Genomic DNA, 23,993 nt, shown 5'->3' on the forward strand with positions numbered 1-23,993 from the left:
GTCAGAGCGGACGGCTGGTTTCATTCGCGACCACCGTCACCATTTGCGCGAGCACGCCGGTTTGCCCGGGCATGCTCACCGAAATCCGCACGCGCCGGAACACCGGGTTGGGCGTGGTGCTCACGCGCTGCGTGCAGACGAGCTGCACGTTGCCTTGCGAGCAGTCGAAGCTCTGTTCGCCGATCTCCGGCCACGCGTGCGTGAGCCGCATCTGCGCGAGCGCGTTGTCGGCGCTCCAGCCGGCGAGCAGGCGGCGATGAAGATCGGACGCGTTGTTCGCCATCGTGCCGACCGCGCGGATCGACGCGGCGAGCGCGACCGCGATGATCGCGAGTGCGACCAGCACCTCGATCATCGTGAAACCGCGCGATGAGGAAACGGAAGAGGGCAGGCGACGACGCATCGTCATTGCACCTCGTAGCGGCCGTTGCCGGTGCTAACGATCGTCGCGCTGCCGACCGCCGAATGCAGCGTCACGCGTACCGGCGTGTCGATGCTCTCGGTACCGAACACGACGCGATTCGCATGCGTGTCCGACCCCGGATAGTCGATGTCGGCGCCCGTGACGCCGCCGTCCCAGTCGCGCGGGCGCAGCAGGTCGTCGCGCAGCGTGCGCCAGCCGTCGGGCGAGCTCACGTCGAAACGGAAGCCGTGCGCGGTCGGCTGCCACGCGATCGGCCGGGCACGCACCTGCGCTTCGTCGCCGGCCGTCTCGAACAGCAGCGCGATGCGCTGCGCTTCCTCGCGCAGGTCGGTGCGCGGATTGCGCGTGAGCGACAGCGACGCCAGCGACACGAGCAGCCCCGCGATCACGAGCACGACCAGCATTTCGAGCAGCGTGAAGCCGCGCGCGCGATGACGCCGCGCGCCGTGCTGCGCTTGCCCGCCGTCGGCACGCACCGGCGCGGACGAAGCCGCGCCGCGACGCACACGGCAATCGCGGCCGCAGCGGAAGGTCGTGCGAGTGGCGAGCATGAAGAAGGGAACGAAGCGTCGGGCCGGTCAGCGAGCGCTTATTGCCACGAACCGATGTCGGTGTCGTTGCCTTCGCCGCCTTCCTTGCCGTCGGCGCCGTAGCTGAACACGTCGATCTCGCCGTGCACGCCCGGGTTCAGGTACTTGTAGCCGTTACCCCACGGATCGTTCGGCAGGCGCTCGAGATAGCCGCCGTCCTTCCAGTTGTTCGGGATCGGATCGGTGGACGGCTTCTGGATCAGCGCGTTCAGGCCCTGATCCTGAGTCGGGTAGCGGCCGTTGTCGAGACGGTACAGCTTGAGCGCCTGCATGATCGTGCCGATGTCCTGCTTCGCGGCGATGCGGCGTGCCTCGTCCGGGCGGCTCATGATCTTCGGCACGATCAGCGCCGCCAGGATCCCGAGGATCGCGACCACCACCATGATCTCGATCAGCGTGAAACCGCGCTGACGACGCACGGCCGCGTTGCGGCGAGTGATCCACGTTTGCATGACTGACTACCTCTTTCCAAAAAATGTCGTGGGTTGAGTGACGCGCCCGGCGCACCGGACGATTGCCTGACGGCAACCTTCCGAACCCGCGGGCGCGGAGCACGCATTGTAAGGCGCGCATTGCCGAGGGCTTTCACCCAACGCAAATTTCATATACATCCGTACAATAGCGCGCATGAACGCGCTCTCGATCCGGATCCTCTCCCTAGCCCTCTTCGCGGGTTTGTGCGCGACGGCCACCTACTGGGTCGTCACGCTGTCCGCCCGTGAAGCGCCGCTGCCCGCCGCCGCCGCGCGGCTGCCGATCCGCACCGAGGACGCCGCGGCGCTCTTCGGCGGTCAGCTCGACAAGAATGCCGTGCAGGACATCCACCTGTTCGGCATCCTCGCGCTCGACCATGGCGGCGCCGCGATCGTCGGTGTCGGTGGCGAACCGCCGCGCGCCGTGTCGCTCGGCGCGGACGTCACGTCCGGCGCGAAGCTCGCCGAAGTCCGCCCCCGCTCGATCATCGTCGAGCGCAACGGCGCCCGCACCGAAGTCCAGCTGCCCGCCAACACGCCGTCCCCGGCGATCTACATGCGCTGAAGCCGATGGCGACGGCCCGACCAACGGTCAGGCCGTCACTGCACCATGTTGTTCAGCTCGATGATCGGCAGCATCACGGCCAGCACGATCACGAGCACGATGCCCCCCATCGCCAGGATCAGCAGCGGCTCGAGCAGGCTCGTCAGGAACATCGTGCGACGCTCGAGCTCGCGCGCTTCGCCTTCGGCCGCGCGATCCAGCATCGTCGTCACGTCACCCGTCGCTTCACCGGAACGGATCAGGTGCACGAGCACCGGCGGAAACGTCTTCACGTTGTTCAGCGCGCGCGACAGCGCGGAGCCTTCGCGCACGCGCACGATCGCGTCGTCGATGTTCGCGCGCATCGCACGGTTCGACAGCGTCTCGCCGGCCGCCTGCAACGCGCGCAGGATGGGCACGCCCGCCGCGGTGAGGATGCCGAGCGTGCTCGCGAAGCGCACCGTGTTGTAGCCGCGCACGAGCTTGCCCGCGAGCGGTGCGGTGAGCACCCAGCGGTCGAACGCGAGGCGCGGCCCGTCGCGCGACAGCGTCGCCTTCACGAACCACACGACGAGCACGACGGCGATCAGGATCGCCCACCACCAGTGCCGCACGAAATCCGACAGCGCCATCATCACGATCGTCAGCACGGGCAGCTGCTGCTTCGTGCTCGCGAACACGTTGACGACCTGCGGCACGACGTAGCTCAGCAGGAACGTGACGATGCCGAAGGCGATCAGCGTGACGATCCCCGGATACGTGAACGCGAGCAGGATCTTCTGCTTCAGCGCGTTGCTCTGCTCGATGTAGTCGGCCAGGCGCGACAGCACGATGCCGAGCTTGCCGGTGTGCTCGCCCGCGGCAACGAGTGCACGATAGATTTCCGGGAAGTCGCGCGGATGCTGGCCCAGCGCATTCGCGAGCGAATGGCCGCCGAGCACCTCGGCGCGGATCGCGGCCATCAGTTCGCGGATGTAGTCGCGCTCGGCCTGCTCGGTCAGCACGCCGAGCGCCTCGTCGAGCGGCAGCCCGGCGATCAAGAGGCTCGCGAGCTGGCGCGTGAGGATCGCCTGTTCGCGCTGCGACAGCTTGCGGCCGAACGCGAGCCGCTGCGATCGCGCCCCGCGCGTCGCGCTGGCGGCCGGCTCGACGACGAGCGGCGTGAGCCCCTGCGTACGCAGCTGGCCGCGCGCGGCGCGTGCGCTGTCGGCGTCGATGACGCCTTTCTGCGCGCGTCCCGCCGAATCGATTGCTTCGAAACGGAATGCCGGCATCGCGCTATGCGCCTCCCGTCACGCGCAGCACTTCCTCGAGCGACGTCGCGCCCGACGCGAGCCAGCGCTCGGCGTCGTCGCGCAGCGTGCGCATCCCTTCCGCCCGACCGGCGGCGAGAATCTCCGCATCGGCCGCGTTGCGGTGGATCAGCGAGCGGATCGACTCGTCGACCAGCAGCAGTTCGTATACGCCGCGCCGGCCCGAATACCCCGAATGCCCGCACTTGTCGCAGCCGACCGGATGCCACACGGTGCGGCCTTCTTCCTGGCGTTCTTCCTTGCAGACCGGGCAGAGCTGCCGCACCAGCCGCTGCGCGAGCACGCCGAGCAGCGACGACGCGAGCAGATAGGGCTCGACGCCCATGTCGGTCAGGCGCGTGACGGCCGAGGCCGCATCGTTCGTGTGCAGCGTCGCGAGCACGAGGTGGCCCGTCAGCGATGCCTGCACCGCGATCTGCGCGGTTTCGAGGTCGCGGATTTCGCCGATCATGATCACGTCCGGATCCTGGCGCAGGATCGAGCGCAGCGCACGGGCAAAGGTCATCCCGATCCGCTCGTTCACCTGCGTCTGGCCGATGCCGCCGAGGTCGTATTCGATCGGGTCCTCGACGGTCATGATGTTCGTCGTCGCGGTTTCGAGCCGCGACATCGACGCATACAGCGTGGTCGTCTTGCCCGAACCCGTCGGGCCCGTGACGAGCACGATGCCGTGTGGGCGCGCGATCAGCTTGTCGAACTGCACGAGCGTGTCGCGGCCCATCCCGAGCGCCTCGAGGTTCAGGCGCTGCGCATCCTTTTCCAGCAGACGCAGCACCGCGCGCTCGCCGTGCCCGGTCGGCAGCGTCGACACCCGCACGTCGACCGGCCGGCCGCCGACGCGCAGCGTGATGCGGCCGTCCTGCGGCAGGCGCTTCTCGGCGATGTCGAGCTGCGCCATGATCTTGATCCGCGAGATCAGCGCGCCGTGCAGGGCCTTCTTCGGCCGCACGACGTCGCGCAGCGTGCCGTCGACGCGAAAGCGCACGACCGACGCGTTCTCGAACGGCTCGATGTGGATGTCCGACGCCTGTTCGCGTGCCGCTTGCGTGAGCAGCGCGTTGATCATCCGGATGATCGGCGCGTCGTCTTCCGATTCGAGCAGATCCTCGACTTCGGGGATGTCCTGCATCAGCCGCGACAGGTCGACTTCGCCCTCGACTTCGCCGACCACCTGCGCGGCGCTGCCGTCCTGGCGTGCGTACGCATGGTTGATCGCCTGCGCGAGCTCGTCGGCCGGCACGCGATGCACGGCGATCGAGCCGAAGTTGCGCGCGATTTCCGCGAGCGCGGCGTCACTCGTGCGTTCGCTGATCCACACCTCGAGCGTGTCGTCGAGCTGGTGCGCGATCAGCACCTGGCCGCTCTTCGCGAAGCCGTACGGCAACAGTCGCGCGGCGAGCGGCGACGGCGGCTGCCGTTCGCCCGGCGCGCCGTCGTGGGTGGAAGAGGCGTGCACGTCGCTCACTGCGACGCTCCCGGCGTGGCCGTCAGCGGCTGTTGCGGCACGGCCTGCTGCGGCACGCTCTGCGGCTGCGCGGGCGTCGCTTCCGGCAACGGCTGGGCCGGCACCGGCGCGACCTGGCGCTGCAGTTGCTGGCGACGCATCTTGTCGAGATCGAACAGGTTGCCCGCGGCCGTGCCGCCCTGGCTCGGGCCGATCGGCATCGGCGGGACGACCGGATCGTCCTTGTCGCGGATCACGTTGTTGTCCGACTTGTACGCGCCCGTCACGCCCTGGATGTAGTCGTAGCGGTTGGCCGTGACTTCCTGCGCGGTGCCGCGATCGGCGATGATCACCGGGCGCAGGAACACCATCAGGTTGGTCTTCTTGCGCTGCTTGCTTTCGGAGCGGAACAGCTGGCCGATCCACGGGATGTCACCCAGCAGCGGCACCTTGCTGTTGGACACGTTGTACGCGTCCTGCATCAGGCCGCCGAGCACGATGACTTCGCCGTTGTCGGCGAGGATCGTCGACTGGATCGAGCGCTTCGTGAACGACGGGCCCGTCTGCGCATTCGACGTCGCGGTGTCGACCGCGGAATCCTCGGTATACAACTGCAGCTTCAGGATCCCGCCGTCGGTGATCTGCGGTTTCACGTGCAGCGTGAGGCCGACGTCGCGGCGATCGTAGGTGTTGAACGCGTTGCTCGTCGTGCCGCTCGTCAGGTTCGAATACGAACCGGTCGGAATCGGCACGTTCTCGCCGACGACGATCTTCGCTTCCTCGTTGTCGAGCGTGATCAGGTTCGGCGTCGACAGCACGTTCGCGTCGCTCACGCCCGCGAAGTACTGCAGCAGTGCACCGAGCCCCTGCACACCGAACATGTTGTGCAACCAGCCGATGTTGAGGCCCTGGTTCAGATTCGCGAGGTTCCCCGGCAGCCCGATCGCGGTGCTGCCCGCGGTGCCCGTCGTCAGGTTGATGATGCTGTTGCCGGCCACGGTGCCGGCGGTGGCCGCGAGGTTCGTGCCGGCGAGGAGCGCGCCGCTCGCGACCTGCCACTGGATCCCGAGCTGGCCAGCCGTCGTCGAGTTCAACTCGACGATCAGCGCCTCGATGTAGACCTGCGCGCGGCGCCGGTCGAGCTGGTCGATCACCGAGCGCAGGTTCCGGTAGACCGGATCGGACGCGGTGATGATCAGCGAGTTGGTCGCCGCGTCGGCCTGGATCATCCCGCCCGGCTGGTTGTCGTCACCGCTCTTGTCCTTGTCGCCGCCGAGCAGGCCGGCATTGCCGAGGCTGCCGCTGCCCGAAGCGCCACTGCCATACGAGGACGACGAGCCGCCGAGGCCGCCCGACGGCAGCGGCGGCGTGCCGGAGGTACCGGTCGAGAAGTTGCCGCTCGACGACGAGCCGCCGTTCTGGTTGAAGCTGTTCGCATCGTTGGACGACGCCGACGAGCCGCTGTCGCTGCCGCTGCCCTTGCCGAGCATCCCGCGCAGCGTCTTCGCGAGCTTCACCGCATCGGCGTTGCGCAGCGGCACGACGTGCATGTTGCCGGGCACCGCGCTCGGCGCATCGAGCTGCTGCACGAGGCGCTTCGCGGCCGCGAGGCGCGACGCGCTCGACGCGCGCAGCATCAGCGAGTTGGTCCGCGGGTCGGCCGTGACCGACACCTTCAGCGTCGCGTCGCTGTTGCCGATCGCGCCCGGGTCGAGCATTTTCTGCAGCTGCGCGGCAAGGTCGATCGCGTTCGCGTTGCGCAGCGCAACGACCTGCACCTGCGCGCCCGCGGCGCTGTCCACGCCGGCGATGATCTGCGCGATGCGCCGCACGTTGTCCGCGTAGTCGGTCACGACGATCGTGTTGTTCGCCGGATAGGCGGTGACCGTGTTGTTCGGCGAGATCAGCGGCCGCAGCACGGGCAGCAGGTTGTTCGCCGATTCGTTGTGCAGCTCGAACACCTGCGTGATCACCTGGTCGCCGCGCGCCTGCGGCGCATTGCCGACGTAGGTCGGCACGCCCTGCAGCTTCGCGTCGGCCTCGGGCACGACCTTCAGCACGCCGTGATCCTGCACGAGTGCGAAGCCCTGCATGCGCAGCGCCGACTGCAGCGTCTTCAGCGCCTGGTCTTCCGGCACCGGCCGTTCGGCCACGAGGTTGAGCTGCCCCTTCACACGCGGGTCGACGATGATGGTCTTGTTGGTTGCGGCGCCGATCGCCTTGGCGACCTGGTCGATATCCGCGTTCACGAAGTTGAGCGTGACCTGAGCGTAGGCGGCCTGCGAGACGATGATGCCGGCGACGATCAAGGTCGTGGCGACACGCCGCATAACGAAGCGATTTCTTGTCATGGATGAATGGGTCGATGCCGGCTCAGGCCACTTCCGGCGGTAGTGCTGGGATCCAAGTCCGAAAGAGGCGACATTAGCAGTTTTTCATGTCCGAAATATCACATTGATCCGAGGACTGTCTCACATACGACATGTGTCCGGCGAACCGTATGCAATCTGTAAGATTCGGCATTGTTTTCGGCGAGCGGCCATCGCCCCCGTTTCAAGATGAACCGACACGGAAGTGCGGTATAACCGGGCGGCCGTATTCCTGACTGTCGCAAGCTGACGGACTGTCGGTATGATACGGGCGGCACGATTCTCGTCGCACGAATAACAGGCACGGGTTTTCCCGACCCTCACGCAATTTCTTGTCGATTTCGCACCATGAACAGACGGTTCGTTTCGATCGTGTTGATCGCCGCCGGCGGGTATTTCGCCAGCGCGAACGCTCGCGCGGACTGTTTCGACGAGGCCGCTAAATATCAGCAGGTCAATCCGCTGATCCTGCGCGCGATTGCGTGGCAAGAGTCGCGCAACCGGCCCGGCGCGCTGAACAAGAACACGAACGGCTCGGTCGACTACGGCCTGATGCAGATCAATTCGATCCACCTGCCGACGCTGTCGCGCTATGGAATCGGCCGCGACACGCTGATGGAGCCGTGCAAGAACGTCTATATCGCCGCGTGGCATCTCAAGCAGAAGATGAACCGTTACGGCAACACGTGGCAGGCGGTCGGCGCCTATCATTCGGAAACCCCGTCGCTGCGCGACAAGTATGCACGGCAGATCGCCGGCATCCTGACGCAGTGGAAGCTGCTGCCGCCCGTGCAGTGACGCCGCGGCGCAGCGCGGCCGGATGCCGTACCGGCCGGCCGGCGCGCGTTTGATGCACAATGCGGATCTCACGCCGCAATTTCGCCCGTCCGCGGGACGATCGCGCCCCGGAAGGGCATCGCGGCCGCTTTTTCAATTTTTCCGTTGGTGCATATCGCTATGAATCCGGCAATGAACCAGCCGTTGCCCGTCACCGTGCTGTCCGGCTTCCTCGGCGCCGGCAAGACCACGCTGCTCAATCACATCCTCGCGAACCGCGCGGGCCTGAAAGTCGCCGTGATCGTCAACGATCTCGCGGCGGTCAACATCGATGCGTCGCTCGTGCGCGACGCGCAGGCGCTGTCGCACGTCGAGGAACGCCTCGTCGAGATGTCGAACGGCTGCATCTGCTGCACGCTGCGCGACGACCTGCTCGTCGAGATCCGCACGCTCGCGTCCGAAGGCCGCTTCGACGCGATCATGATCGAATCGACCGGCATCGCCGAGCCGATGCCGATCGCCGAAACCTTCACGTTCGTCGACGATGACGGCACGTCGCTGTCGACCATCGCGCGGCTCGACACGCTCGTCACCGTGGTCGACGCGTACAACTTCCTGCGCGACTACGGCTCGGACGATGCGCTCGCGACGCGCGGCATCGCCGCGTCGGAAGAGGACGACCGCACGCTCGTCGAGCTGCTGATCGAGCAGATCGAATTCTGCGACGTGCTGGTGATCAACAAGGCCGACCTCGTCGCCGCGGACGACCTTGCCCGCCTGCAGCACATCCTCGCGCGACTCAACCCGCGCGCGCACCAGGTCGTGTCGACGTTCGGCAACGTGCCGCTCGACGAAGTGCTGAACACGGGCCGCTTCGATTTCGACGAGGCCGCGAACGCACCGGGCTGGCTCGCGTCGCTCGATCACGATCGCACGCATTGCGACGACCCCGACTGCCATGACGAACATCATGCGCACGTGCACGGCGAAGCCGACGAATTCGGGATCGGCAATTTTGTTTACCGCGCGCGCCGGCCGTTTCATCCGGCGCGACTCTGGGCGCTGCTGCATCAGGAGTGGCCGGGCGTGCTGCGCAGCAAGGGTTTCTTCTGGCTCGCGACGCGCAACGACATCGCGGGTTCGCTGTCGCAGGCGGGCGGCGTATGCCGGCATGGCCCGGCGGGGCTGTGGTGGGCGGCGCAGGATCGTGCCGAATGGCCGGACGACGACGAGCTGCTCGGTGAAATCCGCGCCGAATGGCACGGCGACATCGATGATCGCGCAGTAGGCGACCGCCGGCAGGAACTCGTGCTGATCGGCATCGCGCTCGACGCGGAGGCCTGGCGCGCGAAGCTCGATGCGTGCCTGCTGACCGATGCGGAATTCGCGCTCGGCGCGGCCGGATGGCACGCGTTCGACGATCCGTTCCCGGCATGGGATATCGATTCGCACGACGACGACGATCACGGCGACACGCAGATCGTGCACGCGTAACGCGTTGTAAAAAGAACCGTTAAATCTTGCAAGAGGGGCGCGGACTGTGGCGAAAATGCTGCGCGCGCCCAACAAAAAACCCGCCGAAAGGCGGGTTTTTCTTGGAACAGGCGCTGGTTTAACGCTTGTTGACGGCGTCCTTGAACGCCTTGCCAGCCGTGAACTTGACCGTCTTGGCTGCCGGGATCTTGATGGTTTCGCCGGTCTTCGGGTTGCGGCCCGTACGTGCTGCGCGCTTGCCCGAACCGAAGCTGCCGAAGCCGATCAGCTGAACCGCATCACCCTTCGACACGGCCTTCTTGATGACTTCGAGCAGCGTGTCCAGCGTTTCGCCGGTTTGAGCCTTGCTGGCGCCCGTTTGGGCGGCGACGGCGTCGATCAGTTCCTGTTTGTTCATTAAGGTTCCTTTATCAGGTTAGGTTGACACGAACAGCGCGAACGCGCCGATTATACGTGCGCGAACCGTGCCGTCGAGAGTCAGACTCCGACGACACAGCGCCGAATCCTGGCCCGCGCGACGCGCCCTCCGGTGAGCCGGTGGCCACCCCGCGGTACGGCGTTGCTATGATAGCGCAGCGCAAACCCAATAACGACAAGGGTTTCAAAGATTTTCATCGGTATTTCGCCGAATGAATCATCGACTGCCCGTTTTTTGACCAGCGCCAACCGGACAGGATACGCAGCGCGGTCCGCCCGTGCGCCGCGCCGTTGGCTTTTTCCAACGACCGGTCGGACGGCCCGGCGCAATCCCTTGCCAGGCTTGGCTGCCACGCTTTTTGTTTCGCATGACCGACCGACTTGTTCCCGCCACGCTCGCGCTTCGCGACGACGGCACGCTCGTCTCGCCCGAGTTCGGCGATCTCCATCGCGGCGCATCCGGCGCGCTCGCGCATCGCGTGTTCGTCGCGGGCAACGGGCTGCCGGCGCGCTGGCAGGGCCGCCGCACGTTCACGATCGTGGCGACCGGATTCGGCGCGGGCGGCAGCTTTCTCGCGGCCTGGGCCGCCTGGCGCGACGATCCCGCGCGCTGCGAGCGGCTGCATTTCGTCGCAGTCGAACCGCATCCGTTTTCACGCGACGACCTGCGCCGTGCAGCTTCCCATATTGTTGCGGACACAACCATATCGGCGGATGTCGATGCACTAGCAGACGCGTGGCCGATGCGCGTACCGGGCCTTCATCGGCTCGAATTCGATGAAGGGCGCGTGGTGCTCACGCTTGCGTTCGGCGATGCGATCGACATGCTGGGGAAGATCGTCGCGCGCGCCGATGCGTTTTGTCTCGACCGCTTCGCGGCATCGAACGACGCGGATCTCCGATCGGTCGACGTGGTCCGCACGCTCTCGAAAATCGCCGGCGAACACGCCACCTTTGCAGCGCATGCGCGTTCGGACGCGTTGAAACACGCGCTCGACACATCGGGTTTCACGTATCGCGAGGTCGACGATCTGCTCGTCGGCGAATATGCGCCGCGCTGGCGCGCGCGCCGGCACGAGCCGCCGCTCCCACTGCCCGTTGCGACACGCCGTGCGATCGTGATCGGCGCGGGGCTGGGGGGCTGCGCGGTCGTCGAACGTCTGGCCGCGCGCGGCTGGGACGTCACGCTGATCGAGCGGCACGAGCGGATCGCGAGCGACGCGTCGGGCAATCCGGCCGGCGTATTCCATCCGCTGATGACACGCGACGACAACGTCGCGAGCCGGCTCACGCGCGGCGGCTTCCTGCACGCGATCGCACGCTGGCAGGCACTCGAACGCGCGGGCCACGCATTCGCGCGCAGCACGCGCGGGATGATCCATCTCGCCGAATCGGCTGGCGACTTCGAACGGATGCGCGACGCATTCGATGCGTTCGGTGCGCCGTCCGACTATGTCTCGCTGCTCGACGTCCAGGCCGCGCGCGCGCATCTGAACCTGCCGGTCGCGCAGGGCGGCCTGCTGTTTCCGCACGGCGGCGCCGTCTGGCCGGCCGGGCTGTGCGCGGCCCAATATGCGGCGGCCGGCGAGCGCGTACGCCTGCTCGCGTCCACCCGCGTTGCCAAGCTCGAACGGCGGGGCGACGCGTGGCATGCCCTCGACGATGCGGGCGGCACGCTGGCCGAAGCGCCCGTCGTCGTGCTCGCGAATGCCGGCGACGCCGCGCGTCTTGCCGGGCTGCAATATGTCGCGCTGCAACCGGTGCGCGGCCAGCTCACGTTGCTGCCGGCCGGCAGCACCGCACCGCTGCCGTGCCCGACGATCGGCAACGGTTACGCGGTGCCGCTCGACGACGGCACGCTGCTGATCGGCGCGACCTTCGAACCCGACGACGTCGATCCCGCGATGCGTGAAGCCGGCCACCTCGAAAACATCGAGCGCGTCCGGCATCTGCTACCGGGCCTGATCGGCGACCTGCCGGACGCCGCCACACTGCGCGGCCGCGTTGCGTTCCGCTGGGTCGTCGGCGACCGCCTGCCGCTGCTCGGCCCGCTCGCGGACGAAGCAGGCGCCGTCGCCCATGCCCGCGCGCTGAGCGGTGCGCAGGCGCGCGACCTGCCGCGCATGCCCGGGCTCTACGGCGCATTCGGGTTCGGCTCGCGCGGCCTCGTATGGGCGGCGCTCGGCGCGGAACTGATCGCGTCGCAACTCGAAGGCGAGCCTTGGCCGCTCGAGCGCGAACTTGCCGATGCCGTCGACCCCGCACGCTTCCTGATCCGCGCGTTGCGCGCGCGCCGCGTCGGCCAGGCCGGCTGACCGCTCACCCGAGTCGCTCACAGGTTCCCGACTTTTTCGCGCAAGGTTATCCACTCGACGCTGTGGATAACCGCGCGAAATCCGCGCGCACTTCGTGTGTAATCACAGTGGACGTAAACTGGGCAACTCGGCACAGCTGTGAGGCGGCCCCAAAGTTGCTCAACTCAAACCTCTGTGCACGAACAGTCTGTGCAACGGGTTATGGGTTCTGCAACACCTTGATCTGTCGACGTAAACCGAAGTTATCCACAGAACTGTGCGTCCTTTGTTAACTTCTACTACGTATATATACAAGTAAACCTTTGAAACTAAAGACCTGTGGTGCCGCACAGCGCCGCGAGTCGATTCAATGGGTTCCAGACCGAAAAAGCTGTGGCACAATCGGTTTCCTTCGCGTTCATCCGGCCAGGCGCCGGACATGCTTCAATGGAACGGTCGGCACGATTTCGAATCTGAATCTTCGAGACTGCGCAGTCCGTTCACACACCAGGCCGACAATCCAGATCGGCAACCTGAACGACTTTCCGCCCTGTGGTGGAAAAGGCGGATCCCATGTCCCGCCGTCGTCGACACAACAATCACATTCGGGGCGATACCCAGCCGGCGCGCATTCCATTTCTGACGCTTGACCCCGCGTCGCTGGCGGTCGCTTCCAAAGGAGAAGTCACCACGATGAAGTCGGCGTTCTCATTCCTGCCCAACTGGCCGCTCACGCCGGATGCCGTGTTCTGGGCCGGACTCGCGTTGTTCGCGGCCGGCCTGTGTGGCGAGCTTTGCTATCGCGCATGGCGTCTGCCTCGCATCACCGGCTATGCGGTGATCGGTCTCATCGCCGGGTCGTTCGGCTTCGGCGTGATCGATGCCAGCACCGACGAAACCTCCCGGTTGCTGATCGACGTCGCGCTCGGCCTCTTGCTGTTCGAGCTCGGCAGCCGTCTCGACCTGCGCTGGATCCGGCGCAATCCGTGGCTCATCGCGTCGAGCCTCGCCGAAGCCACGCTGACGTTCGTGCTGGTGCTGTTCGTGATGCTCGCGCTCGGGGTGTCGGGGATGGTTGCGTTGGTGTTGTCGGCGATCGCGATCGCGACGTCGCCGTCGATGGTGATCCAGCTGAAGACCGAACTGCGCGCGGAAGGGCAGGTGTCGCAACGCCTCATCACGCTCACCGCGCTCAACAGCGTCTATGCGATCGTGCTGACCAAGCTCGTGACGAGCTGGCTCCACCAGGAAGCGTACGGCAACGTTTTCGCGACGATCCTGCAGCCGCTCTACCTGCTCGCGGGGTCGTTCATCGTCGCGTATGTCGTCGCGCGTTCGTGCAACTACCTGTTCCGCCACATGACCGCGACGATGCGCGACGAGCATTCGTTCGTCGCGTTGTTCGGGCTCGTGATGCTCGCGATCGCCGTCGCCCAGGCGCTGAAGCTGTCGACACTGCTCACGCTGCTGCTCGCCGGCATCATCGTGAAGAACCTCGAGGCGCGCCCGCAACTGTGGCCCGAGCACTTCGGCACGGCCGGCTGGCTGCTGACGGTGACGCTGTTCGTGCTCACGCTCACGTCGTTCACGTGGGGTGACATCGCGCTCGGCGGGCTGCTCGCGATCGTGCTGATCGTCACGCGGCTCGTCGCGAAGCTGGCCGGCGTCGTCGCGTTCGCGAAGCCGAGCGGCATCGGCATGAAGCAGGGCGTCGCGCTCGGCATCGCGCTTACGCCGATGTCCGCGCTGTCGTACCTGCTCGTCGACGACACCTACCAGCTCTATCCGAATTTCGACCCGCACCTGCGCGCGATCGTGATGTGCACGATCGTGATCCTGCAGCTCGTCAGCCCGTTCATCGTGTACCGCTGCCTGTCGGCGGTCGGTGAACGCAGCGACGGCAACTGATTCCGGAACCTGCCATGGCACTCGAAACCTTCGTCAATTCCGAGCCGTTCACGTTCGGCGTCGAACTGGAGATCCAGGTCGTCAACACGCACAACTACGACCTGACCAAAGCGGCCTCCGACCTGATGCGCCTGATCCAGGGCGAGACCTTCCCGGGCAACATCACGCCGGAAATCACCGAGAGCATGATCGAGCTGTCGACCGGCATCTGCCATTCGCACGAGCAGGCGGTGAGCGAGCTGCATGCGATCCGCGACGTGCTCGTGAAGGCGGCCGACCAGCTCAACGTCGGGCTGGCCGGCGGCGGCACGCATGCGTTCCAGCAATGGAGCGACCGGCAGATCTACGATGCGCCGCGCTTCCAGTACATCTCCGAGCTGTACGGCTATCTCGCCAAGCAGTTCACCGTGTTCGGCCAGCACGTGCACATCGGCTGCCCCGATCCCGACAGCGCGCTGTTCCTGCTGCACTCGATGTCGCGCTTCATTCCGCACTTCATCGCGCTGTCCGCGTCGTCGCCGTTCGTGCAGAACGTCGACACCGGCTTCCATTCGGCACGCCTGAATTCGGTGTTCGCGTTCCCGCTGTCGGGCCGCGCGCCGTTCGTGCTGACCTGGGACAGCTTCGAGGAGTACTTCACGAAGATGGTGAACACCGGCGTCGTCAACTCGATGAAGGACTTCTACTGGGACATCCGGCCGAAGCCCGGCTACGGGACGATCGAGGTGCGCGTGATGGACACGCCGCTGTCGGTCGACCGCGCGGCGGCGATCGCCTGCTACATCCAGACGCTCGCGCGCTACCTGCTGACCGACCGGCCGCTGAAGCTGTCCGAGGACGACTACCTCGTGTACACGTTCAACCGTTTCGAGGCGTGCCGCTTCGGGCTCGAGGGCACCTGCGTGAATCCTCAGACGGGTGAGCGCCGCACGATCGCCGAAGACATCCTCGACACGCTCGACCGGATCGCGCCGCATGCGGCCGCGCTCGGTTCGCGCGCGGCGCTCGACGAGATCGGCGCGCTCGCGAAGGCGCGCGTGAACGACGCATCGTGGTTGAGAACCGTTTTCAAACAGGAAAAATCGCTCAATGAGACGGTCCGCCAGCAGTGCTTACGTTGGCGCGAGTGAAAAAATGTTTTGCAGATTACGGGGTCGACCGAGTCGCGATTCACTGAACGGCCGGCGGCCCCGATTGCCGCCGAAATCGTTGCCGGTTGTCCTGAAAATCTGTGGATAACCTGATATTCCGCTGCAAAGTCAACGATCTGTGCACGGGATAACCCGGTGGATCATTGCGGTTGACCCGATGGCCGATCCGAACAGGAAAATGCCCCGGCGCACCGCTTGGCGGTCGTTCGACATTGCTGGCACAACGAAAAATTCTGGTTATCCAGTGATTTTCCACAGAATGAAGGGGATAACTTAGCTGTGCGATTTTCCGCTCTCGCTTAGAATGTCGGCTTTGCGGACACCGGAACGTCGAGTGTCTTACCGGTCGCCGCGAACGCGACCGCCGCGTGTGCCCTCGCGACGGCCGTGCTGACATACTCGCAAGAGCATGTCTGTTTTGAGATAGACATTCGATCTCCACACTACGGCTGCTCGGCAAACCGGGCGGCGGCAAAGCGAAAAGACTATGAGCGAAGGCGTTTACGGGAATCAGGCTTCGGGACGTGTGACCCACAGCCTGCTGCGGTTGAGTACGGCCATGCGGAGCCAGGCATGGGATTGGGCGGAAGGCGCAGGCCTCACGCCGACGCAGGGCGAGATTCTCGTGCTGCTGCTGCAGCGCAAGGGCCCGATGCGGCTCGGCGAGATCGCGCGCGAGACGCAGCTGACCGCGGCGACCACGAGCGATGCGGTGAGCACGCTCGAAACGAAGGGTCTCGTCGAGAAGCGCCGTGCGCTGGACGACGGCCGCGCACTGGCCGTGCGCCTGTCGGCTCGTGGCCGGACGGCCGCGAAGAAGGCGCTGCAATGGCCTGAATTCCTGACGAAAGCGGTCGGCAAGCTCGGCGCGGACGAGCAGGGCGCACTGTATCGCGCGCTGCTGAAGACGCTGCGCGAACTGCAGGTGGCCGGTGCGACGCCGCCGCAGCGCATGTGCCTGACGTGCGCTCACTTCCAGCCGGGCAAGCTGTCGAAGAAGACCGTGCATCACTGCGCGGCGCTCGACATCTCGATGTCCGACAGCGATCTGCGTCTCGACTGCTCGGTGCAGGAAGAGGCCGACGCGGCAACGCAGAAGAAGACCTGGAAGATTTTCGCCGGCTGACGTCCGTCGATCGACCGGGAGGCCGATGATGAACGCTGAAGTCGTGGCGATCCGCCACGTGCATTTCGAGGATCTCGGGAGCTTCGAGCAGGTGCTCGGCGAACGGGGTCGGCGGGTGCGCTACGTCGACGTCGGGTCGTCGCGGGTCGAGGTGCTCGACGTGCTCGAGCCGTCGCTGCTCGTCGTGCTCGGCGGGCCGCTCAGCGTGTACGACGATGCGCAGTATCCGACGATCGCGCCGCTCGCGGCGCTCGTGCGCAAGCGCATCGACGCCGGGTTGCCGATCCTCGGGATCTGTCTCGGTTCGCAGTTCATCGCCCGGGCGCTCGGTGCGCGCGTCTATCCGGCTGCCCAGCACGAACTCGGCTGGACGCCGCTGACGCTCACCGATGCCGGCCGCGCGTCGCCGCTGCGCCATCTCGATGGTGCGGCGACGTCGATGCTGCACTGGCATGGCGACACGTTCGACCTGCCGGGCGGGGCGATTCATCTTGCGTCGACCCCGGCCTGCCGTCATCAGGCATTCGCTTGGGGCCGGCACGTGCTGGCGCTGCAATGCCATCCGGAAATCCGCACCGACCGTTTCGAACCGTGGCTGATCGCGAACGCCGGCGAAATCGCGGCGACGCCCGGCATCGACGCGCGCCAGTTGCGCGCCGATACCGTGCAGCACGGCCCCGCGCTCGAGGCGGCCGCGCGACGCATGTTCGCGGAGTGGCTCGACAGCGTCGGGCTCTGACGCCGTCAGCGGCGCCGCCGCTCGCCGCGAACGGGATGCCCGGCCCGCATTCGTTGCAGGCCGGCGCCTCGCCGTATGCGCCGCCTTTTCTCCATTGCCGGCAACCTGCCGCGCGCCGTACCTGACCATCCGCTTACTGCCGAACGCGCCGTCTGCACGCTTGCCGCCTGCGTGCTACGCTCGTTCGCTCTTTCCCTTCCAGGCGAGCGGCTTCCATGACTGCGCTGTTTTCCCCGTTCACGCTGCGCGGCGTGACCCTTCCGAACCGGATCGTGATCTCCCCCATGTGCCAGTATTCGGCCGAACGCGGTGAAGCGACCGACTGGCACATGATTCACCTCGGCCATCTCGCACTGTCGGGCGCGGGGCTGCTCTGCATCGAGGCAACCGCGGTGGAACCCGACGGACGCATCACGCATGGCGACCTCGGCCTCTGGGACGACGCGACCGAAGCCGCGCTGAAGCCGGTGCTGGCCGCGATCCGCAAGCATTCGCCGGTCCGCATCGCGATGCAGTTGTCGCATGCGGGGCGCAAGGCGTCGAGCGACGTGCCGTGGCAGGGCGGCCAGCTCGTGTCCGTCGCGGACGGCGGCTGGTTGCCGCATGCACCGTCGGCCGTGCCGCACAAGGATGGCGAGACGCCGCCGCTCGCACTGGATGCCGCGGGCCTGAACCGGATCCGTGAAGCGTTCGCGGCGTCGGCGAAGCGGGCCGCACGGCTCGGCATCGACGCGATCGAGGTGCACGCGGCCCACGGCTACCTGCTGCACCAGTTCCTGTCGCCGCTCGCGAACCAGCGCACCGACGAATACGGCGGCTCGCTTGAAAACCGCATGCGCTTTCCGCTCGAGATCTTCGAGATCGTGCGCGCGGCGTTTCCGGAAGACCGGCCGGTCGGTGTGCGCGTGTCCGCGACCGACTGGGTCGAAGGCGGCTGGGAGCTCGACGATACGATCGCGTTCGCGCACGAACTGAAGCGCCGCGGCTGCGACTGGATCGACGTGTCGTCCGGCGGCGTGTCGCCGCTGCAGAAGATTCCGCTGTCGCCCGGCTACCAGGTGCCGTTCGCGCAGGCCGTGAAGCGTGCGGTCGGCATGCCGACGATCGCCGTCGGCCTGATCAACGAGCCCGCGCATGCGAACCGGCTCATCGAGGCCGGCGATGCCGATTTCGTCGCGATGGCGCGTGCGATGCTGTACGACCCGCGCTGGCCGTGGCATGCGGCGGCCGAGCTCGGCGCGCAGGTGACGGCGCCGCCGCAATACTGGCGCTCGCAACCGCGCGAGCACAAGGCGTTGTTCGGCGACATCGCGTTCGGCCAGCGTTGAGCACCGCGCGCGCAATATTGCGCGTGATGTTGAACGAAGCAATCGTGAACGTGTAGGATGCGGGTGATTCGCCGCATGCCCCGACGCGGCACCCACCGGTGCCGCGTTTTTCGTTTTGCGCGGCGTCGGGCCGTGACCACGGCCGTCTTCCATTCAAGTCGTCTTCACAAGGATTCGTTCGATGAGTTCACGCAGGATCGCGGTGCGCCGCTCGGGAGTACACGGCAAGGGCGTGTTCGCCGTGGCGCCGATCAAGGCCGGTGAGCGCGTAGTGGAATACAAGGGCGAACGAATTTCGTGGAAGGAAGCGCTGCGCCGCCACCCGCACGACCCGAGCGAACCGAACCATACGTTCTACTTCGCACTGGACGAGGGCGGGGTGATCGACGGCAAGATCGACGGCAACAGCGCGCGCTGGATCAACCACTCGTGCGCGCCGAACTGCGAAGCCGAGGAAGTCAAAGGCCGCGTGTACATCCACGCGCTGCGCGACATCGGGCCGGAAGAGGAATTGTTCTACGACTACGGCCTCGTGATCGACGCGAAGCTGACGAAGAAGCTCAAGCGCGAGTACGCGTGCCATTGCGGCGCGGCGTCGTGCCGCGGCACGCTGCTCGCGACGTCCGACGAGGGCGGCAAGAAGAAAAAGAAGAAGGACAAGAAGGACGGCAAGTCCGAGTCCCGGTCGAAGGACAAGAAAAGCAAGAAGTAACGCAGGCGGCAGCGCATCGTGCGCTGCCGTTGTCGTTTCAGCGGATGGCTGCACGCGTCGCGCAGCCGTGTTTTTCGCTTCCCTCATCCGGCGCGCGGCCTGCTCAGCGGCCGCCCGCCGCGAGTCCCTCGGTCCCTCAGTGCGTCGACGCCGCGGCCGGTGTTTCGCTGGCCGGCTGCTCGATGTGCGCAACCAGCGGCACCCTCACCACGAAGCGCGAGCCGCCTTCCGATGCATCCTCGTACGAGACGGTGCCGCCGTGCATCGCGATGATGTCGTGCACGATCGCGAGGCCGAGCCCGGCGCCTGTCTCGACGCCGTTGCCGCTTTGCGCGTCGCCGCGGAAGAAGCGCTTGAACAGGTCGGCCTGCTGGTTGGCGGGCACGCCGGGGCCGTTGTCCTCGACGACGATCTCGGCGGCCGGCTGACCGTCCTCGAGTGCGCCGCGCGCAACGTTCACCGTGATCCGTGCACCGTCCGGCCGCGCGAGCGGCACGTACTTCAGCGCATTGTCGAGCAGGTTCGCGATCACCTCGCGCAACAGCACCGGGTTGCCGCGCACGACCAGCTTCTCGTCGTCACCCGGATCGTCGGTGCGCTGGAAGCCGAGGTCGACGTGCGTCGCAAGGGCGCGCGGCACCCACTCGGCGCCCGTCTCGAACGCCATCGCCGCGAGGTCGACGTCGACGAATCGCGCGGCCTGTTCGCCGGGCTCCGCACGGGCGAGCGACAGCAACTGGTTGGACAGCCGCACCGCGCGGTCGGCGGCCGCGCGCAGCTCGCGCACGGCGGCGAAGGTCTGGTGCGGGTCGCGCGCGACGGCTGCCTGCTCCGCGTGCAGCTTCACGGCCGTGAGCGGCGTGCGCAACTGGTGCGCGGCATCGGCGATGAACTTGCGTTGCGCGTCGAGCGCGGTCTTCAGGCGGCCGAGCAGCGCGTTCATCGCGCTCGTCAGCGGCCGGATTTCCAGCGGCACCTCGGTTTCGTCGACCGGTTCCAGCGACGTGTGGGTCTGCCGGTTCAGCGAATCGGCCAGGTGCGTGAGCGGGCCGAGCTGCTGGTTCACGACGCGCCATACGATGCCCCAGCCCGCGAGCAGCAGCAGCAGCAGCGGCATCATGATGGCGACGAGGAATTCAGCCGCGATCCGGTAGCGGTGCCGCACCGGCTGCGCGACCTCGACGACCATCGGCTTGCCGCCTTCGACGTCGTCGACGCGCACCTGCGCCACCCGCACCGCGCGGTTGTCGTATTCGGCCTCGAACACGTACGCGTGATGCATGCGGCGCACGTTGATGCCCTGCAGCGGCAGCTTCGGATCGCCGGCGAGTTCCTGTTCGCCGTCGCTGATCCGGTAGATCAGCGCTTCGGCGGGATCGGAGAACATCGCCTGCGCGAGCGGCGGCACCGTGAACGGCGCGTCGGGGCCGGCGATCTGGATCTGTTTGGAGATGGCGGTCGCGAGATCGGCGAGCGAGCGGTCGATCACGTGCTGCGTGTATTGCCACGCGAGCCAGTAGGCGATCAGGCCGCTCATCAGCGCGAGCATCGACAGCGGGGCGGCGAGGCGCCGAAGCAGCGAGCGGCGCAGGCTGGTGGTCACAGCCGGATCAGGAGACATTTCGACGGGCAAATGGATAAGCGCCGCTCACGGGGAGCGGCGCGGTCGTGCGCCGGGCGGCGACGCGGGCAGGGCGGCACGCCGGCGCACGAGGCCGGCCGGCGCGCGGGCACTGCCGCTCAGACGCTCGCCGTCTGGCGGATTTCCTGCAGCAGGTAGCCGAAGCCGCGCACCGTGACGATTTCGACACGGCACTGCTCGAGTTTCTTGCGCACGCGGTGGACGTAGACTTCGATCGCGGTGTCGCCGAGATCGCCGCCGAAGTGCGTGAGGTGATCCTGCAGCTGGGCCTTGCTGACCACGCGGCCGTGACGCAGCAGCAGCATCTCGAGCACCGCGAATTCACGCGGCGACAGTTCGAGCGGCTTGTCGTCGTTGAAGATGCGGCGGTCGACGCCCGACAGGCGGACGCCACCGAGCGACACTTCCGGACGCGGCATGTCGCTGTGCGGGCCGCTGCGGCGCATCACCGCGCGGATGCGCGCTTCGAGCTCGGCCGGCTCGAACGGCTTGAGCATGTAGTCGTCGGCGCCGGAGTTCAGGCCCTGGATCCGGTCGTTCAGCTCGTCGCGTGCGGTCAGCACGATGACGGGCGTGTGGCGGTTGGTCTGGCGGAAGCGCGTGAGCAGCGTCATCCCGTCGATGCCCGGCAGGCCGAGGTCGAGGATCACGAGTTCGTGGCGGTTCTGTGCCAGCGCCTGTTCGGCAAAGATGCCGTCATGCACCATGTCGACGGTGAAGCCAGCCTGCTCGAGGCTGCTCTGGATACCGCGTGCGATGGGGCGGTCGTCTTCGATCAGAAGGAGTCGCATGAAGTTCGCTCAAGTACAATGGGTTGGCGGTTCAGGCACGCGGACAGCACGACGCCGTTTCCACAGGGGCGCCGCAACACCTGACATCAAGCATGGCGGCCAGCGAACGTTTAAATCCAAACATGTCCGATATTTCGATCAACGACCTAGAAGCCGCGATCAATTTCTGGCGCGCCCGCTCGCCGTCGAGCGGCGACGAACTCAAACTCTGCGAAGAGGCCAGCGCGCTTTCCAAGCCGTATGCGCTGCTGATTGTACAGCGCCAAAGCGCGCTACGACTGGAAGGATTGGACCCCAAGGCACGGAATGCGTACGAGACTTACGTGCGCCTTAAGGATGGCTTGGAAAGCTGAAGGCTTTCGCTCACTACATCCTAGAAAACGTTCATCGAAATGAAAAGTTGACGCGCCGCGCATCGAAAGACGCGCGGCGGTAGAGGAAGGCCTCAGGCGGCCGGTTGCGCGTGCGCGCCGGCACGGTCGATGAACAGCGCCAGTTCGATGTCGCGTTCGGTCAGGCCGTCGGCATCGTGGGTCGACAGCGTGATGTCGACGCGGTTGTACACGTTGAACCATTCCGGATGGTGGTTCATTTCCTGCGCCTTGATTGCGACGCGCGTCATGAAGCCGAACGCTTCGTTGAAATCGGCGAAGCGCAGGCTGCGCTGGATCGCATCGCGGCCCGGGACGGCCGTCCAGAGCGGCAGGCCTTCGAGCCGGGTCTTGCGTTCTTCTGATGTGAGCTTGTGGATCATCTTGCACCTCTCGGTCGGTAACGGCGCCCGCGCGCGGCTTCGCCGCGCGGCGAAGCCGGCATCGGTCATTGTTTCATAGTTGTGGGACGGCCATCCGGCGACGGGCATCCGGGGACGGCCATCGGGAGACCGCCAGCGGCGCGTCCCGGCGCCCTCGAGCGTCACGCGTCCGCGTCGTCGGGCCAGCCGTCGCCCGTGCCGCGATGCAGCACGCGATCGGTATCGAGCACCGCGCCGGCCGCGAACTCCGGCAACGCCGCCAGCCGGTCGGCCAGCGCACGGCCGTCGACGTCGGCGAGCGCGAACAGCTGCGCGAAATCGTCGATCACGAAGTAGGTCTTCTGGAACGTGTCGATCCGGTACTTCGTGCGCATCACGCGCTCGAGGTCGAAGCCGAGCCGGTTCGGCGCCGCGCTTTCGAGGCTGTACAGGCTTTCGCCCTTGCTCGACACGATCCCGGCGCCATAGATCGACAGCCCGTTCGTGCCGCGCGCATCGCGAATCAGCCCGAATTCCACCGTATACCAGTAGAGCCGCGCGAGGCGCGCCAGCGCCGCTTCATCGTCGGCGACCGCGAGCGCGGTGCGGCCGTATGCCTGCATGTAGTCGGCGAACACCGGGTCGATCAGCAGCGGCACGTGGCCGAACAGGTCATGGAAGCAGTCGGGTTCCTGCAGGTAGTCGAGCTGGTCGGGGCGGCGCATCCACCAGGTGACGGGGAAGCGCCGGTTCGCGAGATGCTCGAAGAACACGCGATCGGGCACGAGGCCCGGCACCGCGACGATCTCCCAGCCCGTTGCCGGCTTCAACTGGCGGTTCACGTCAGCGAACGACGGTACGCGGTCGGCCGGCAGGTCGATCTTCCCGAGCCCCGTGACGAACGCGTCGCAGGCGCGCCCGCGCAGCAGCGCGGACTGGCGTGCATAGAGCTGCTTCCACACCGCGTGGTCGACCTGGCCGTAACGCGCGAGCGGCTGGTCGATGGTGAAATCGGCGCGGGTTTCGAGGCCCGCATCGAACTGCTCCTGCAGTTTCGCGGTGACGACGGTGGACATGATCTGGCTCTGCACGTGGCGGTTGGGAACCATGCAAGTGTAGAGCGGGCGGCGCGCGGAATGGGCGCATAGTTGGCGTTGATTCGCTCGATGATGCGATAATCTCGCATCAAATCACGAATCAATGCGGAGAATGCTCATGCTGGAACTCGATCACTTCGATCTCGCGCTGCTGGACGTGCTGCAGCGCTTCGGCCGCGCGACGCATCAGCAGCTCGGCGAGGAGGTGCCGCTGTCGCCGTCGCAGATCGGCCGGCGGCTGCAGCGGCTCGAGGCGGCCGGCGTGATCGAAGGCTACCGCGTGATGTTGCGCCCCGAAAAGCTCGGGCTCGGCGTCACCGCGTTCACGAGCCTCAAGCTCAAGCACCACGGCGACTCGATCATCGAGCAGTTCCAGCAGCAGATCGACGTGCTGCCCGAGGTGCTCGAATGCCATGCGGTGGTGGGCGATGCCGACTACCTGCTGCGGATCGTCGCGCCCGACCTGAACGCGTTGTCGCAGTTCGTGATGAAGAAGCTGATGCGCGTGCCGGGTGTCGACAGCGTGCGCTCGAACATCGTGCTGACGACCTTCAAGCGCAACGGCGCGCTGCCGCTCGCGCACCTGGCGCCCGGCGCCGCCTGACGCGGCCACCGCGCGGCGGCAGG

Annotated in this window: 23 protein-coding genes; 12 read left to right on the plus strand and 11 right to left on the minus strand. The window is 66.5% G+C overall.

From position 1 onward, the window contains the following. Position 1 precedes the first annotated feature (1 nt). Genes gspI through gspG form a run of 3 tightly spaced genes read right to left on the minus strand, consistent with a single transcriptional unit; the run spans position 2 to position 1,466 of the window. Entirely contained in the window at positions 2-409 is a 408-nt protein-coding gene (gene gspI / locus CFB41_RS00310; RefSeq protein WP_373558606.1) for a type II secretion system minor pseudopilin GspI, read from the minus strand. Beyond that, the gene (locus CFB41_RS00315; protein ID WP_089455321.1) at positions 406-975 is read right to left on the minus strand and encodes a GspH/FimT family pseudopilin; all 570 of its coding nucleotides are present in this window, start codon (positions 973-975) and stop codon (positions 406-408) included. The genes gspI and CFB41_RS00315 overlap by 4 nt, the downstream gene beginning before the upstream one ends. Before the next feature lie 38 nt (positions 976-1,013). After that, positions 1,014-1,466 (minus strand): type II secretion system major pseudopilin GspG, encoded by a 453-nt coding sequence (gene gspG / locus CFB41_RS00320; protein WP_011350483.1) that lies wholly within the window; start codon positions 1,464-1,466, stop codon positions 1,014-1,016. Positions 1,467-1,641: 175 nt separating this feature from the next. Here gspG and CFB41_RS00325 point away from each other — a divergent pair, with 175 nt between their 5' ends. Next, complete coding sequence (locus CFB41_RS00325) at positions 1,642-2,052, plus strand: general secretion pathway protein GspC (protein ID WP_089455322.1); 411 nt, start codon at positions 1,642-1,644, stop codon at positions 2,050-2,052. A 35-nt stretch (positions 2,053-2,087) separates the two neighbouring features. Here CFB41_RS00325 and gspF read toward each other — a convergent pair whose 3' ends face one another. Genes gspF through gspD form a run of 3 tightly spaced genes read right to left on the minus strand, consistent with a single transcriptional unit; the run spans position 2,088 to position 7,118 of the window. After that, complete coding sequence (gene gspF / locus CFB41_RS00330; RefSeq protein ID WP_069246748.1) at positions 2,088-3,305, minus strand: type II secretion system inner membrane protein GspF; 1,218 nt, start codon at positions 3,303-3,305, stop codon at positions 2,088-2,090. A gap of 4 nt (positions 3,306-3,309) precedes the next feature. Further along, a complete protein-coding gene (gspE, locus tag CFB41_RS00335) occupies positions 3,310-4,809 on the minus strand; it encodes a type II secretion system ATPase GspE (RefSeq protein WP_089438895.1) in 1,500 nt (499 codons plus the stop codon). Then, positions 4,806-7,118 carry a type II secretion system secretin GspD gene (gspD, locus tag CFB41_RS00340; RefSeq protein WP_089455323.1) on the minus strand — a complete coding sequence of 771 codons (2,313 nt, stop codon included), beginning with the start codon at positions 7,116-7,118 and terminating at the stop codon, positions 4,806-4,808. Before gspD ends, gspE begins: the two co-directional genes overlap by 4 nt. A gap of 387 nt (positions 7,119-7,505) precedes the next feature. On the opposite strand from gspD, the gene CFB41_RS00345 reads away from it, so the two are divergent. Together CFB41_RS00345 and CFB41_RS00350 are read left to right on the plus strand one after the other, a co-directional pair. Further along, complete coding sequence (locus CFB41_RS00345) at positions 7,506-7,955, plus strand: lytic transglycosylase domain-containing protein (protein WP_069246751.1); 450 nt, start codon at positions 7,506-7,508, stop codon at positions 7,953-7,955. A 159-nt stretch (positions 7,956-8,114) separates the two neighbouring features. Then, positions 8,115-9,428: a GTP-binding protein gene (locus CFB41_RS00350; RefSeq protein ID WP_089455324.1), complete on the plus strand. Its 1,314-nt coding sequence runs from the start codon at positions 8,115-8,117 to the stop codon at positions 9,426-9,428. Between the two features lie 118 nt (positions 9,429-9,546). On the opposite strand, the gene CFB41_RS00355 is transcribed toward CFB41_RS00350, so the two are convergent. Beyond that, entirely contained in the window at positions 9,547-9,825 is a 279-nt protein-coding gene (locus CFB41_RS00355; protein ID WP_006401505.1) for an HU family DNA-binding protein, read from the minus strand. A 388-nt stretch (positions 9,826-10,213) separates the two neighbouring features. Here CFB41_RS00355 and mnmC point away from each other — a divergent pair, with 388 nt between their 5' ends. From mnmC to CFB41_RS00400, 7 genes are all read left to right on the plus strand, one after another. Beyond that, entirely contained in the window at positions 10,214-12,160 is a 1,947-nt protein-coding gene (gene mnmC / locus CFB41_RS00360; RefSeq protein ID WP_089455325.1) for a bifunctional tRNA (5-methylaminomethyl-2-thiouridine)(34)-methyltransferase MnmD/FAD-dependent 5-carboxymethylaminomethyl-2-thiouridine(34) oxidoreductase MnmC, read from the plus strand. A 672-nt stretch (positions 12,161-12,832) separates the two neighbouring features. Continuing rightward, positions 12,833-14,047: a cation:proton antiporter gene (locus CFB41_RS00375; protein WP_089438900.1), complete on the plus strand. Its 1,215-nt coding sequence runs from the start codon at positions 12,833-12,835 to the stop codon at positions 14,045-14,047. A 14-nt stretch (positions 14,048-14,061) separates the two neighbouring features. Continuing rightward, positions 14,062-15,177 carry a YbdK family carboxylate-amine ligase gene (locus tag CFB41_RS00380; RefSeq protein ID WP_006490006.1) on the plus strand — a complete coding sequence of 372 codons (1,116 nt, stop codon included), beginning with the start codon at positions 14,062-14,064 and terminating at the stop codon, positions 15,175-15,177. Between the two features lie 508 nt (positions 15,178-15,685). Beyond that, positions 15,686-16,324, plus strand: coding sequence for a MarR family winged helix-turn-helix transcriptional regulator (locus CFB41_RS00385; RefSeq protein WP_027788730.1), 639 nt, complete (start codon positions 15,686-15,688; stop codon positions 16,322-16,324). Positions 16,325-16,352: 28 nt separating this feature from the next. Then, positions 16,353-17,063, plus strand: coding sequence for a glutamine amidotransferase (locus CFB41_RS00390; RefSeq protein WP_089455439.1), 711 nt, complete (start codon positions 16,353-16,355; stop codon positions 17,061-17,063). Between the two features lie 215 nt (positions 17,064-17,278). Then, positions 17,279-18,391: an NADH:flavin oxidoreductase/NADH oxidase gene (locus tag CFB41_RS00395; RefSeq protein ID WP_089455327.1), complete on the plus strand. Its 1,113-nt coding sequence runs from the start codon at positions 17,279-17,281 to the stop codon at positions 18,389-18,391. A 181-nt stretch (positions 18,392-18,572) separates the two neighbouring features. Next, complete coding sequence (locus tag CFB41_RS00400) at positions 18,573-19,103, plus strand: SET domain-containing protein (protein WP_089438902.1); 531 nt, start codon at positions 18,573-18,575, stop codon at positions 19,101-19,103. A 136-nt stretch (positions 19,104-19,239) separates the two neighbouring features. Here the strand turns inward: CFB41_RS00400 and CFB41_RS00405 are convergent, their stop codons facing one another. After that, a complete protein-coding gene (locus CFB41_RS00405) occupies positions 19,240-20,724 on the minus strand; it encodes a sensor histidine kinase (protein ID WP_089455328.1) in 1,485 nt (494 codons plus the stop codon). Between the two features lie 119 nt (positions 20,725-20,843). Then, positions 20,844-21,536, minus strand: a complete 693-nt coding sequence (locus CFB41_RS00410) for a response regulator transcription factor (protein ID WP_006401494.1) — start codon at positions 21,534-21,536, stop codon at positions 20,844-20,846. Positions 21,537-21,658: 122 nt separating this feature from the next. Here CFB41_RS00410 and CFB41_RS00415 point away from each other — a divergent pair, with 122 nt between their 5' ends. Continuing rightward, a complete protein-coding gene (locus CFB41_RS00415) occupies positions 21,659-21,889 on the plus strand; it encodes a DUF3717 domain-containing protein (protein ID WP_089455329.1) in 231 nt (76 codons plus the stop codon). A 92-nt stretch (positions 21,890-21,981) separates the two neighbouring features. Here the strand turns inward: CFB41_RS00415 and CFB41_RS00420 are convergent, their stop codons facing one another. Continuing rightward, the gene (locus tag CFB41_RS00420; protein ID WP_011350499.1) at positions 21,982-22,290 is read right to left on the minus strand and encodes a 4a-hydroxytetrahydrobiopterin dehydratase; all 309 of its coding nucleotides are present in this window, start codon (positions 22,288-22,290) and stop codon (positions 21,982-21,984) included. Positions 22,291-22,451: 161 nt separating this feature from the next. After that, the gene (gene phhA / locus CFB41_RS00425) at positions 22,452-23,345 is read right to left on the minus strand and encodes a phenylalanine 4-monooxygenase (protein WP_089455440.1); all 894 of its coding nucleotides are present in this window, start codon (positions 23,343-23,345) and stop codon (positions 22,452-22,454) included. Between the two features lie 139 nt (positions 23,346-23,484). On the opposite strand from phhA, the gene CFB41_RS00430 reads away from it, so the two are divergent. Beyond that, complete coding sequence (locus CFB41_RS00430) at positions 23,485-23,970, plus strand: Lrp/AsnC family transcriptional regulator (protein WP_006408082.1); 486 nt, start codon at positions 23,485-23,487, stop codon at positions 23,968-23,970. Positions 23,971-23,993: the final 23 nt, after the last annotated feature.

The organism is Burkholderia sp. AU33803 (genome assembly GCF_002223095.1).
Taxonomy (GTDB): domain Bacteria; phylum Pseudomonadota; class Gammaproteobacteria; order Burkholderiales; family Burkholderiaceae; genus Burkholderia.